Origin of the sequence: Pseudomonas sp. Irchel 3A5, assembly GCF_900187575.1 — a bacterium.
Classification (GTDB): domain Bacteria; phylum Pseudomonadota; class Gammaproteobacteria; order Pseudomonadales; family Pseudomonadaceae; genus Aquipseudomonas; species Aquipseudomonas folii.
In genome coordinates, this window is record NZ_FYDU01000011.1 from 134476 (window position 1) to 148061 (window position 13586).

Annotated in this window: 9 protein-coding genes; 2 read left to right on the forward strand and 7 right to left on the reverse strand. The window is 56.9% G+C overall.

Translation table 11 applies throughout. The annotated features are described in order from the left end of the window. Nucleotides 1-137 precede the first annotated feature (137 nt). Both CKW31_RS19030 and CKW31_RS19035 read right to left on the reverse strand, forming a co-directional pair. Nucleotides 138-2663 carry a sulfite reductase flavoprotein subunit alpha gene (locus tag CKW31_RS19030; protein WP_095098667.1) on the reverse strand — a complete coding sequence of 842 codons (2526 nt, stop codon included), beginning with the start codon at nucleotides 2661-2663 and terminating at the stop codon, nucleotides 138-140. Between the two features lie 870 nt (nucleotides 2664-3533). Further along, on the reverse strand, nucleotides 3534-4697 hold the full coding sequence (locus CKW31_RS19035; protein WP_095098458.1) for a type III PLP-dependent enzyme: 1164 nt from the start codon (nucleotides 4695-4697) through the stop codon (nucleotides 3534-3536). A gap of 768 nt (nucleotides 4698-5465) precedes the next feature. Between CKW31_RS19035 and CKW31_RS19040 the strand changes: the two genes are divergently transcribed. Further along, complete coding sequence (locus tag CKW31_RS19040) at nucleotides 5466-5663, forward strand: DUF6124 family protein (RefSeq protein WP_214658423.1); 198 nt, start codon at nucleotides 5466-5468, stop codon at nucleotides 5661-5663. Nucleotides 5664-5837: 174 nt separating this feature from the next. On the opposite strand, the gene CKW31_RS19045 is transcribed toward CKW31_RS19040, so the two are convergent. The 4 genes from CKW31_RS19045 to CKW31_RS19060 are packed head-to-tail and all read right to left on the reverse strand — an operon-like array spanning nucleotide 5838 to nucleotide 9290. Then, nucleotides 5838-7004, reverse strand: coding sequence for a betaine/proline/choline family ABC transporter ATP-binding protein (locus CKW31_RS19045; protein WP_095098460.1), 1167 nt, complete (start codon nucleotides 7002-7004; stop codon nucleotides 5838-5840). Continuing rightward, the gene (locus tag CKW31_RS19050; RefSeq protein ID WP_095098461.1) at nucleotides 7001-7654 is read right to left on the reverse strand and encodes an ABC transporter permease; all 654 of its coding nucleotides are present in this window, start codon (nucleotides 7652-7654) and stop codon (nucleotides 7001-7003) included. The genes CKW31_RS19045 and CKW31_RS19050 overlap by 4 nt, the downstream gene beginning before the upstream one ends. A 13-nt stretch (nucleotides 7655-7667) precedes the next feature. Continuing rightward, complete coding sequence (locus CKW31_RS19055) at nucleotides 7668-8561, reverse strand: glycine betaine ABC transporter substrate-binding protein (RefSeq protein WP_095098464.1); 894 nt, start codon at nucleotides 8559-8561, stop codon at nucleotides 7668-7670. 15 nt (nucleotides 8562-8576) lie between these two features. Continuing rightward, nucleotides 8577-9290 (reverse strand): ABC transporter permease, encoded by a 714-nt coding sequence (locus CKW31_RS19060; protein ID WP_095098671.1) that lies wholly within the window; start codon nucleotides 9288-9290, stop codon nucleotides 8577-8579. A 344-nt stretch (nucleotides 9291-9634) separates the two neighbouring features. Here CKW31_RS19060 and CKW31_RS19070 point away from each other — a divergent pair, with 344 nt between their 5' ends. Beyond that, nucleotides 9635-11218: a peptide chain release factor 3 gene (locus tag CKW31_RS19070; protein WP_095098467.1), complete on the forward strand. Its 1584-nt coding sequence runs from the start codon at nucleotides 9635-9637 to the stop codon at nucleotides 11216-11218. Between the two features lie 644 nt (nucleotides 11219-11862). Here the strand turns inward: CKW31_RS19070 and ggt are convergent. After that, on the reverse strand, nucleotides 11863-13530 hold the full coding sequence (gene ggt / locus CKW31_RS19075; RefSeq protein WP_095098470.1) for a gamma-glutamyltransferase: 1668 nt from the start codon (nucleotides 13528-13530) through the stop codon (nucleotides 11863-11865). Nucleotides 13531-13586: the final 56 nt, after the last annotated feature.

A 13586-nucleotide genomic window follows, 5' to 3' on the forward strand; every position in this document is an offset into this window, starting at 1 on the left:
CAGGTGACGGTGAATCCTGTGGGAGCGGTGCTTGCCCGCGATAAGTCTGGACGCGGTTCACTTTAGAGCTCGTCCAGACTTATCGCGGGCAAGCACCGCTCCCACAATAAACCGTACTCCAACTCAGTATCTGCGGCTCAATAAACATCCCTTCGATACCGCCCTTCCTCGATCAACTCCCCCACTGCCTGCTCACCCAGGATCTCGATCAGCGCCGCATCCACTCCTGCCGCCATGCCTTCAAGGCTGCCGCAGATGTAAATCGCTGCCCCTTCGGCGAGCCACGCTTTTAAGTCGTCAGCGGCCTGAAGCAAGCGATCCTGCACGTAGATTTTCTCAGCCTGATCGCGAGAAAACGCCAGGTCCAGCCGTGTGAGTTTTCCTGCCGCCAGCCACGCCTGTAGCTCACTGCCACAGTGAAAGTCATGGGCATGATTCCGCTCGCCAAACAGCAGCCAGTTGCGGGTATGCCCCTGCGCGATGCGCGCCTTGAGCAAGCTGCGTAAACCTGCCAGCCCGGTGCCATTACCTAACAGGATCAAAGGACGCGAATCACCCGGCAGATGAAAGCTGCTGTTGCGCCGAACCCGCAGGCTGACTGCCTCGCCGAGCGCTACGTGCTCGGTCAACCAGCCAGAACCCAGCCCGAGGGTGCCATCGGGATGCAGCTCCTGACGCACGATCAACTCCAGCACCCCATCCTCGGCAATGGACGCGATGGAGTACTCACGCGGGTTCAACGGCACCAGCGCATCTATCAATGCTTGAGCATGCAGCCCGACCAGATGTGCCCGATGATGAGGCAACTGTCGGCTCGCCAGTGCCACTTCAATGGGTTCTTCCAACCCGCCGATATTCACGTGTGTGTTCACCACAATACCCAGCCCGGCGAGGAAATCTGCGACGGCCTTTGGGCTGTTGCGAGGCATCACCTCCACCAGATCGCCCGCCTCCCACATGATCGACGGCGGCGGTGTCAGGCCAAGCAGAAACACTTTCGAACCGCTGCTACCCGGGTTGAGCCATTCGCGCCGTGACAGCGTCCAGTTGTCATAAGTCGGAGCCTGCCAGAGCGCAGCCGGTGTATTGCCAGTGAGCTGCGCCAACTGCTGCTGCCAATGCTGCAAGGCCAGTGGGTCTGCGCTGTCCACTTCAACAGACGGGAACAGCGACCGGCCGCCCCGCTCTTTCAACCAGTCCTGCAAGCGATGAGCAAACGCACAGAAATGTTGATACTGCCGATCGCCAAGTCCCAGCACGGCGTAATTGAGGTTGTTCAGTGAGAGACCTGCGCCGAGCAGCTTGCGCTCGAAACCCCGAGCGCTGTCCGGCGCTTCACCGTCGCCGAACGTGCTGACCACAAACAGCGCGTTGCGGCTTTGGCTCAGGTCCTGTTCGGTGACATCAGCCAGGCGCTGAACATTCACCGGCATCCCGGCCGCCTGCAATTGCCCGGCCGTCTGCCAGGCCAGTTGCTCAGCGAAACCACTCTGGGTGGCAAATCCGATCAGCCATGCAGGTCCCTCTGTATGACTAGCGACACCCGCACGCGCATTACGAACTTCACGTTTTTTACGCCGACGATCCAGATACAACAACCAGCCCGTGATGAAGAACAGCGGCATCATCAGCGACGCCACGGTCATGATGATTCGCCCGGGCATGCCGAAGTAACTGCCCACATGCAGGCTGTAGTTGCTGACCAGCAACTGCGCACCCAAGCTCTTTTCGCTGTAACGGGACACTGCGCTGACGCTGCCTGTCACAGGATCGAGGGTGATCTGGTTGAGCGCCCTCGGGTGGGGCGAATCCTTGAGCAGGTAGAAAATCGTTGCGGGCTGACCCGCGATGTTAGGCAAACGGATGTTGTATGCAGCCAATCCTGGACCGGCCGCCGACTGAATGCTGTTCCAGATCGCGACATAATCCGCTTTCGGTGCCGGTTCGTTTGTCCCCGTCGGACGGATGCCACCACCCCGCCGCTGCTCGCCTACAGGTGCATCACCGAGCAAGGCTTGCATGCCATTGCTGAACCAGTCGTAAGACCAGTTCAATCCGGTAATGGCGAACAACAGATAGAACAGCAGGCACCAGGTACCGAACACCGAATGCAGATCCCAGTTGAAGCTGCGACCTTTTTTGGCCCAGTCCATGGTCAGCCAGATGCGCCAGTTCAGAGCCTGGCGCGGCCAGCGCAGATAGAGCCCGGACAGGCAGAAGAAAATCAGAATCAGCGTACAGGCTGCCGTCACCTGTTTGCCGTATTCACCCATGGCCAGAAAACGATGCAGCCGCAAAACGAAGTCAAAAAAACCGGCACCCGCAGCTTCGCCCGTCACTTCGCCGGTGTACGGATTGAAATTGCGCATGGGCCCACGTCGCTCACCGGGCAGCGGGGTGAAATAAACCTGTGCAGCTTTGTCACCGACGGTCTGCACACGCAGGATCGCCACAGTCAGCCCCGAGTCGGCTTCTAGCTTGCGTACCAGCTTAACCGGCGGCAAGGGCGTTCCGCGTGCCTCAATGATCAGCGCGTCCGGATTGATCCACTCAAGAATCTCGTCCTCGAAGGAATAGATAGCCCCGGTGATGCCCATCAACGCCAGAACCAGCCCGGCCGTGATGCCGAAGAACCAGTGGACTTGAAACAGAATCTTCTTCAACACCCCTACGACCTCATGGACCCGCACTGCGGCGCATTATGCGCCTAAAAGGGATGAATTCTCATCTGTATCCGGTTCTTGAAGAGTGCTAGATATGCGGCCGCCCACGGTAAGAGCGACTTTAGCTGCAAGGGCATTATTTCTGACTCTGGACAGGTGACGAGTCTACTAACGACCGCTCGGCTAAAGCAGGTCCTACGATTCGGTTTAATCTGTAGGGCTGGACATACTTCATATATTCAGCCGCTAATAAATCCTGTCTTCGGATACTGTAAAAACCAAGTGACGACATCGAAGTACACACAAAAAATGGAAAAACTTAACGCGGTAGTGTCCGTGAAAATCTAAATACACTAGCGTTGCATGCGGAGCCGTTAAGAACGGCAAACCAGGTATCAGCCCTTCCAGTCAAACATACGATGTCACGTATGCCCTCTCGCAAAGCTCACGCACTTTGAAAACCTGCTTTATAAGACCGTTAAAGACATAGAGCTGACTCAGAAAAGTGCCACTGATATTATTCCGCATACAACTGACTTCATGAAGGCTGGCATCGCAGGCCTGACTCGACCTTTTCCGCGCCAGTGCAAAAAGCAACTTGAGCTCGCCAATGGCAGTCTTGAATCATTGAGAACAGAATATTCCGAGGCTTTATCGGCGGCGAGCAACCTGCTTGCTTACTGCACCCGCCTGCGCGAAATAATGGACGAGGCGAGGAACCAGCTATTAAGAATCAGCGACGGGGGCATCTCTGAAACGCCAAGTACGCTAAGGCCATAATAAAAACGTCTTCAGATAAACCAGCGTCCACAAAAAACCCGCGATCACTCGCGGGTTTTCCATTCGCCAAGCTTACTCAGCTAAAAACGCTTAAACGTAGAACGACTTCAGCGGCGGGAAGCCATTGAATTCTACGGCGCTGTAGCTGGTGGTGTAGGCACCGGTGGACAGCCAGTACAGGCGGTCACCGATAGCCAGGTTCAGCGGCAGGCCATACTTGTAGTTTTCGTACATGATGTCGGCGCTGTCGCAGGTCGGACCGGCGATAACCACTTCTTCCATCTCCCCTTTCTTCTCGGTCCAGATCGGGAACTTGATGGCTTCGTCCATGGTTTCGATCAGGCCGGAGAACTTACCCACATCCGTATACACCCATCGCTCTACCGCAGTGCGGGATTTACGCGACACCAGCACCACTTCGCTGACCAGAATACCGGCGTTGGCGATCAACGAACGACCCGGTTCCAGAATGATTTCCGGCAGATCATCACCGAAGTCTTCTTTCAGGTAGCGAATGATTTCTTGAGCGTAGGTTTCCAGGCTGTTGGTGCGGGTGATGTAGTTAGCCGGGAAGCCGCCGCCCATGTTGATCAGCTTGAGAACGATGCCGTCTTCTTCTTTCAGACGCTCGAAGATCACTTTGACCTTGGCAATCGCCGCGTCCCAGACGCTGATGTCGCGCTGTTGCGAACCGACGTGGAACGAGAGGCCGTAAGGTACCAGACCCAAGTCACGAGCCAGAATCAGCAGATCCATGGCCATGTCGGTCTGGCAGCCAAATTTACGCGACAAAGGCCAGTCAGCGGTGGTCGAGCCTTCGGTCAGGATACGCACGTAGACTTTCGAACCCGGTGCAGCCTTGGCGATGTTGCGCAGGTCAGCTTCGGAGTCGGTGGAGAACAGACGCACGCCCTTCTCGTAGAAGTAGCGGATGTCCTTGGATTTCTTGATGGTGTTGCCGTAGCTGATACGGTCTGGAGTGACACCGCGGTCCATAACCTTGTCCAGCTCATAGATCGAGGCGATATCGAAGCTCGAACCTTTGTCTTTGAGCAGGTCAATGATTTCAACAGCCGGGTTGGCTTTGACGGCGTAGTACACCTTAGCGAATTCGAAACCTGCGCGCAGGTCATCGTAGGCCTGGCTGATCATCGCGGTATCGATGACCACGAACGGGGTTTCTTGCTTGTCGGCAAACGCCTTCATTTTGTTGAAGGTATCGCGCTGGAAATAGTCTTCGACCTGGATCGGCATGCGGAAACTCCTACTGGCAAACTGCATTAATCAATGGGTGCAAATGAACGTCCTCCGTATCCCCACTTTGGTTCGCCTACTTCCCAAGGCATGTCCGCCGAAAGCAAAAAGGCCACCAGGAAGCGCATTCCCTATGGCCTTGCTGTCTCGTCGTCAGTACTTGAGCCGGATGGATCGTTTCCAGCATGGACGTTCGGCGCGAACTGTAGGACCTGAGGGGTCAGAGATCAACAAAAAATGTCGCATTTGCAGACGTTTGTGCCGGACCGGCACCCTTACCCCATTGTAGTAACGGACCTGTATGACAGCTTGATGTTCATTCTGGACACGATTTGATCGTGAATAGCACATGGCCCTGTAGGAGTGAGCTTGCTCGCGATGGCGTCTGATCAGGCACTTCCTTTTTCATAGATATACCGCTATCGCGAGCAAGCTCACTCCTACAGGACCTACGTTTCCTACAAAAAATGTGACGATTACGAATGACTCGTCCCTATCTCCCGTGTGAAGTTTCCTAGAAACTCAAACCCGCTTGCGCCTGCCATTTCCCGGAACTAGCCTGCGCTCCGCCACTGTAAATCAGTGGTCGGGTGTGAGAACTCGGTTGTAATGAGGTGCATCAGTCTGTCAGTCAGATATGGCGGCTGTGTGCAGGCAGACCTAGGTCTGGCCGGACGCTCCTCACCGGTTTCTCACCCTGTTCATAGCTGCCACCCTTTCCGCGTGAGAACGGCAATCGGTGGCTCCAGAATATTGAGGAGCTACATCTTGATAAAAAATCCCACCACCCTCGAACAGGACCTCCAACGCGCCAGCGACCTGCTGCGTTGCGCAGCCGCCACCGCCTACGAATCCAGCGACCAGCTCACCGGCCAGAAACGCGACCTGGCGTTTTCGGTGGTGCACTTGGTCGAGATTGCGCAGGGGTTGGTTGAGCGTTCTTTGGTGTCAGTCGAGCCGCGATAGAGCGTACCCCCACACTGACGTGGGACCGGCTTTAGCCGGGAAGAGGCCAGTACAGTCGGTACATCTTTGTCGTCAAAACTACCGCCTTCCCGGCTAAAGCCGGTCCCACGTCGTGCACTGCACCCCAAAGTCTGGATTAGGTGTCCAACTTTTGGGGGGCAGTTCAACCTGCGATCAGGCCTGCGCTTCAGCCACGATGTCAGCCGGCGAAACAATACTCGTCTTGCCACCACGTGAACGACCCGAGCTCAGGTACTCGGCAATGGATTCCTGAGTCACTTCACCCAGGAACACGTTCTCGGCATCCAGCACTGGCAGCCATGAGCGGTTGAACTCGTACATGCGCGACAGCAAGATGCGCAAGTGTTCGTCGTAGGCCGCTGTGGCGTTGAAGGGACGCAGGAACTGCAGGCAGTCACCGGTCTGGCGATGCAGGTCGCGACGACGCACATAACCCATGGCCTTGTTCTCGGCATCTGTCACCACGATGTAGCGACGGTCGTTTTCGTCCATCACTTCCAGTGCATCGGCCACCGGGGTTTCCGGGCTGACCGATGGCGCGTTGTCCGCAGCGTCTTCGGCTTTGACCAACAGCAAACGCTTTAGCGTGCTGTCCTGGCCGACGAAGCTTGATACGAACTCGTCTGCCGGATGCGCCAGCAAGGTGTCCGGGTGATCGATCTGCAGCAGTTTGCCTGCGCGGAAGATCGCGATCTTGTCGCCCAGCTTGATCGCTTCGTCGATGTCGTGGCTGACCATGATCACGGTCTTGTTCAGCGCACGCTGCATCTCGAAGAATTCGTTCTGGATCATCTCGCGGTTGATCGGGTCGACCGCACCGAACGGTTCGTCCATCAACAGCAAAGGTGCATCAGCGGCCAAAGCGCGGATGACGCCGATACGCTGTTGCTGACCACCGGACAGTTCACGCGGGTAGCGATGCAGATACTGCTTGGGCTCAAGCTTGATCATGCTCATCAGTTCGCGAGCACGGTCGTGGCAACGCTTGGCGTCCCAGCCGAGCAGCTTCGGCACGACGACGATGTTTTCTTCGATGGTCATGTTCGGGAACAGACCGATCTGCTGAATCACATAACCGATGTTGCGACGCAGGGTCACTTCGTCCAGATCAGTGGTGTCTTCGCCGTTGATCAGCACTTTGCCGGAGGTCGGCATGATCAGGCGGTTGATCATTTTCAGCGTGGTGGACTTGCCGCAACCCGACGGACCGAGGAAGACGCAGATTTCGCCTTCGTTGACGGTGAGGCTGACCGAATCGACAGCCTTCACTTCTTTGCCGTTGCTTTGGAAAGTCTTGGTGAGGTTTTGAAGTTCGATCATTTCAGTAATCCTTTTGGAGTCAGCGCACGTTGCAGCCATTGCAGGAGAAGGTCAGCGATGATGGCCAGAATGCTGACCAGTACCGCGCCGACGATCAGCATCGACATGTCGCTGCGGCTGATTGAAGCAAGAATAAGTACACCCAGACCGCCAGCACCGATGGTGGCGGCGATGGTCATGACGCCGATGTTCATCACCACGGCCGTACGCACGCCAGCCAGAATCACCGGTACGGCGATAGGCAGTTCAACCATGCGCAGACGCTGGCCGAAGGTCATGCCAATGCCTTTGGCGGCTTCGCGAATACCCGGTTCGACACCGGTCAGCGCCAGGTAGGTGTTACGCATGATCGGCAGCAGCGAGTACAGGAACACCGCAGTGATCGCTGGCATCGGGCCAAGACCCTGGCCGAATTTGGAATAGAACGGCAGCAGCAGGCCGAACAGGGCAATCGACGGCACTGTCAGCAGCACCGTGGCGCTGGCTTGCAGCGGGCCAGCGAGCGCCGGGAAGCGGGTCATCAATACGCCGAGTGGTACGCCGACCAGAATCGCCAGTGTCACAGCAATGCCGACCAATGTGATGTGCTGCCAGGTCAGTTGAATGACCTGTGCCCAGTCCAGATGGGAGAAGGCGCTAAAAATACTCATATCGTCTCCTTCCTTAGTTAAGTGGGTGCTGCTGCAGGAATTCTGCGGCAACTTTGGATGGGCTTTCGTGGCCAACATCGATGCGGGCGTTGAGCTCGATCATGGTCTGGTTGTCCAGCAGATCAGCCAGCGGCTTGAGCAACGTGGCGATTTCCGGGTGCTTGTCCAGATACTCCTGACGGATCACAGGGGCAGCGGTGTAGTCCGGGAAGTAATGCTTGTCGTCTTCCAGCACTTTGAGCTTGAAGGCGTTCAAGCGACCGTCGGTGGTGTAAACGAGACCGGCAAACACCTGACCGTTACGCAGCGCGGTATAGACCAGTCCGGCGTCCATCTGGCGAGTGTTCTCACGACCGAGATTCATGTCGTAATGCTTGACCATGCCGATCAGGCCGTCGGAACGATTGGCAAACTCGGTGTCCAGCGCTACGACATGACCCTCTTTGGCTTCGTCTTTGAGGACTTTGGTCAGGTCGGTCATGGTGTTGACCTGCGGATATTTGTCCGCGATTTTCTGCGGCAATGCCAGGGCATAGGTATTGTTGAATTTCGAAGGGGAAAGCCAGACCAGGCCTTTCTTCGCATCGACTTCTTTCACCCGTGCGTAGGTTTGCGCGCTGTCGAGCTTTTCATCGATGTGGTTATAGGCGACCAGCGAAACGCCGGTGTATTCCCACAGCAAATCCAGCTGACCGCTTTCCTGTGCGCTACGGGCCAGGTTACTGCCAAGACCACCGGTGATTTGCACGTCGTAGTTTTTGGTACGCAGGTATTGCGCAGTGAGTTCAGCCAGCATGGTTTGCTCTGTGAAAACACGAGCGCCAACGCGTAGCAGCGGTTTTTCCGCCGCTTGGGCAAATGCCGGGAAAAGCACGGCAAAGCCTAGAAACAAGCATAATTTTTTCATTGGTATTCCTTTCGCTCAGCGAGTCAGGCCACGTTCCAGCCAGGTACGACTGGCGAGTGTCACCAGACCATCAAGCAGCAACGCCAGCAGAGCGGTACACGCTGCGCCCAGCACCAGTTGCGGCTGATTGTTCAAGGCGATGCCCGGGAAGATCAGGCTGCCAAGGCTGTTGGCACCGATCAGGAATGCCAGAGGCGCGGTACCGACGTTGATCGCCAGCGCCACACGCACACCACCGACGATAATCGGCACGGCGTTGGGCAATTCGACCCGCCACAGGACCTGACGCGGCGTCATGCCAATGCCGACTGCAGCTTCCTTGAGTGAACCCTGAACGTTTTTGAGGCCTTCATAGGTGTTGCGCACAATGGGCAACAGCGAGGCGAGGAACAGCGCGAAGATCGCAGGCCCACTGCCAATACCGAGAATCCCGAGGGCAATGGCCAGAACGGCGAGAGGAGGAACGGTGTTACCAATGTTGAAGATCTGCATAAAGCGTTCGGCGCGGCCAACCATGCTTGGTCGGCTAAGGGCTATGCCCGCCGGGATCCCGACCACAAGGGCCGCCAACATTGAAACCAGAACCAGAATCAGGTGAGCTTGCAGATAGAACAGCAGGTCATCCTGGTATTGCTTGATAGTACTGATGCCGATCCAGTGGATCAGCAGGGCCAGGAGTGCGATCACAACCGCACCTCCAATCAGCCCCTTGCCATAGCGATTAGCCACAGGCGGACTCCTTATTTCAGTCGGCGAACGCGTTGCCGTGACCGACCCTTGCGGGTGACCAGGAATAACGTTCGCGAAGAGCAGCGGGTGGGTCGCCATTGAGGTTGCCCTCGGCGAAAACACAAGCCATTAGCGCAGCTTCGTCAAGCCAACATGCTGATGAATCAGCCCCTGAAGTTGGCCGTTTTACTGGCCTTGACGGGGGAATGGACGTCTCCACGATCTGAAAGGTTCCCATGAAAGATGCTATTTAGCCATTGCGCATCGACTGAACGGTTCGGTTCTTGTCCCGAATCAGGCTATAATCTGCGCCCTTTTTTGACTCACCTGCCAGGCGATTTCCCATGACCCAACAGGCCGCCGAAGTCGCGAAACGCCGCACTTTCGCCATTATTTCCCACCCGGATGCGGGTAAAACCACCATCACAGAAAAACTGCTGTTGATGGGCAAGGCCATTTCCGTCGCCGGCACGGTGAAATCTCGTAAATCAGATCGTCACGCGACATCCGACTGGATGGAAATGGAGAAGCAACGCGGCATCTCCATCACCACTTCGGTCATGCAGTTCCCTTATCGCGAGCACATGATCAACCTGCTCGACACCCCGGGCCACGAAGACTTCTCCGAAGATACCTATCGCACCCTGACCGCCGTCGACTCGGCGCTGATGGTGCTCGATGGCGGTAAAGGGGTTGAGCCACGGACCATCGCTCTGATGGACGTTTGCCGTCTGCGTGACACGCCGATCGTCAGTTTCATCAACAAACTCGACCGCGACATTCGCGACCCGATCGAGTTGCTGGACGAGATCGAAGCTGTCCTGAAGATCAAGGCTGCGCCGATCACCTGGCCGATTGGCTGCTACCGCGACTTCAAGGGTGTTTATCACCTGGCTGACGACTACATCATTGTTTACACCGCCGGTCACGGCCACGAGCGCACCGACATTCGCATCATCGAGAAGCTGGATTCGGACGAAGCCCGCGCTCACCTGGGCGACGAGTACGACCGTTTTGTTGAACAGCTGGAGCTGGTGCAGGGTGCCTGCCACGAGTTCAATCAGGAAGAGTTCATCAACGGCCAACTGACGCCGGTGTTCTTCGGTACTGCACTGGGTAACTTCGGGGTCGATCATGTACTCGACGCTGTCGTGAACTGGGCACCGAAGCCTTTGGCCCGTGTTGCCAACGAGCGTACCGTCGAGCCCGTGGAAGAGAAATTCAGCGGTTTCGTGTTCAAGATTCAAGCGAACATGGACCCGAAACACCGGGACCGTATCGCGTTCATGCGTATCTGTTCGGGCCGCTACGACAAGGGCATGAAAATGCGCCATGTCCGCCTGGGCAAAGATGTGCGGATCGGTGACGCGCTGACGTTCTTCTCCTCCGAGCGTGAAATGCTCGAAGAGGCTTACGCGGGCGACATCATTGGTTTGCACAACCACGGCACGATCCAGATTGGCGACACCTTCACTGAAGGCGAAAGCCTGGGCTTTACCGGTATCCCGCACTTCGCCCCGGAACTGTTCCGTCGCGTGCGTCTGAAGGATCCGCTCAAGTCCAAGCAACTGCGTCAGGGCTTGCAGCAACTCGCAGAGGAAGGTGCCACGCAGGTGTTCTTCCCGCTGCGCAGCAACGACATCATCCTCGGCGCCGTGGGTGTGCTGCAGTTCGATGTGGTCGCAAGCCGCCTGAAGGAAGAATACAAAGTGGAATGCGCTTACGAGCCCATCACTGTGTATTCAGCACGCTGGATCGACTGTGCGGACAAGAAGAAGCTCGAAGAGTTTGAAGTCAAAGCCGTGGAAAACCTGGCCCTGGACGGCGGTGGTCACCTGACCTACCTCGCGCCAACACGGGTTAACCTGGCCTTGATGGAAGAGCGCTGGGCGGATGTGAAATTCCGCGCGACGCGTGAGCATCATTAATTAGCCACGTATTGTCCCGGTAGGAGCGAACTTGTTCGCGAGGCATTGGTTCTGTGAACTCAGGAACATCGCCTCGCGAACAAGTTCGCTCCTACCAGGTCGCACTCCCATCCAAGAATGGAACTACCGCACCACCATCCCAGTTGGGCGGACATAAAACTCCGTGCGACGCGTGAAGCCACGTATTGTCCCGGTAGGAGCGAACTTGTTCGCGAGGCATTGGTTCTGTGAACTCAGGAACATCGCCTCGCGAACAAGTTCGCTCCTACCAGGTCGCACTCCCCTCCGGGAATGGAACTACCGCACCACCGTCCCAGCTGGGCGGACGTGAAACTCCGTGCGACGCGTGAAGCCACACATTGTCCCGGTAGGAGCGAACTTGTTCGCGAGGCATTGGTTCTGTGAACTCAGGAACATCGCCTCGCGAACAAGTTCGCTCCTACCAGGTCGCACTCCCCTCCGGGAATGGAACTACCGCACCACCATCCCAGCTGGGCGGACGTGAAACTCCGTGCGACGCGTCAAGCCACGTATTGGCCGGTAGGAGCGAACTTGTTCGCGAGGCATTGGTTCTGTGAACTCAGGAACATCGCCTCGCGAACAAGTTCGCTCCTACCAGGTCGCAATCCCATCCAGGAATGGAACTACCGCACTACCATCCCGACTCCCCTGCCCCGCGGGTCCGAGGCGGTTTCCAGCTTCGTGCCGTCCACTTTGATTGCCTGGACGTTCCCCATCTCCCAGCCCTGATCTTCGAGCGTGTAGCCCATGGCTTTCAGCTCGTCGGCAACCTTGCCGGTCAGAGGTGCGTGGGAATCGTAGTAAATGGTGTCCTTGGGCAGTAACTGGTGATGCACACGCTGCGCACCCACCGCCTCCTTCAGCGGCAGCTTGTAGTCGTAGATATTGTTCAGCACCTGAAAGATCGAGGTGAAGATCCGTGAGCCGCCTGGCGTGCCCAGCACCAACGTCACCTGACCGTCACGCGTCACCAGGCTCGGACTCATCGACGACAGCATGCGCTTGCCCGGTTCAATGGCATTAGCGCTGCCACCGACCACGCCAAACGCGTTGGCGACGCCCGGCTTGGAGCTGAAATCGTCCATCTCATCGTTGAGCAGGAAGCCCGCGCCCTTCACCACCACGCCACTGCCGTAATCCCAGTTCAGCGTATAGGTGTTGCTGACCGCGTTGCCCTGTTTGTCGACGATGGAAAAGTGCGTCGTCTGGTGCGGTTCCAGCCCTGGTTTGACGTTTTCGGTGGGGGAGATCGCGTTCGGGTTGATCTCGTTGGCGCGCTTCGCCAGATAACTCGGGTCGGTCAACTCTGCAACGGGGGCCTTGGTGAAGTTCGGGTCGCCCAGGTAATCAGCCCGGTCAGCAAACACGCGCTTTTCGATCTCCGCCAGCAGGTGAATGTACTTCGCGGAATTCAGCGCCACGCCTTTGAAATCATCAGCCCGCTGCTCCTTGATACCGATCAGTTGCGCCAGCGCGACACCACCTGAGCTAGGTAACGGCGCGGTGTACAAAGTATTGCCCTGCCAGTTGACGTGCAGTGGCTTGCGCCAGAGCGCTTTGTAGTCAGCCAGGTCCTGTTTGGTCACCAGCCCCTTGTCATGCTCCATCTGCTTGACCAGCAGATCAGCGGTTTCGCCTTTATAGAACTCATCCGCCCCTTTGTTGGCGATGCGTTCCAGGGTCTTGGCCAACTCGGGTTGGCGTAAGGTTTCGCCGACTTTCATGCTGCCGAAATAATCGTTGAAGTTCGTGGTCCCTTTGAACAGATCGAGCGCCTCCTGGCGGTACATGTATTGTTTTTCAGCCACCTTGAAACCGTTCTGGGCGTAGCCAATGGCAGGGGTCAGCAGCTCGGACCACTTCAGCTTGCCGAATTTCTGATGCGCCTCCCACAACCCCATGACCGTACCCGGCACGCCGACCGCGCGGGCACCGACCAGGCTCATGTTTTCGATCACCTCACCTTTTTCGTTGAGGTACATGTTGCGGCTGGCAGCTTTGGGAGCCGTCTCGCGATAATCGAGGAAGTACGGTTTGCCATTCATGAACAAGGTCATGAAGCCACCACCGCCGATATTGCCTGCCTCCGGATACGTGACGGCCAGCGTGAACGCTGTGGCCACTGCCGCGTCTACAGCATTGCCACCTTTGCGCAGCACATCCGCCGCAACCTTGGCGCCGTACTCATCCGGCGACGCAACCGCGCCACCTTCCAGCGTGACAGCAAATACAGAGGAAGAACTGAAGATTGCCACTGACAAAGCCAGTGTCTTGAACATAACCACTCGCATGAGGCTTCCTTAATGTGAAGGTCAGACGAAGTTGATTAATGACCAGCGAGGCGATA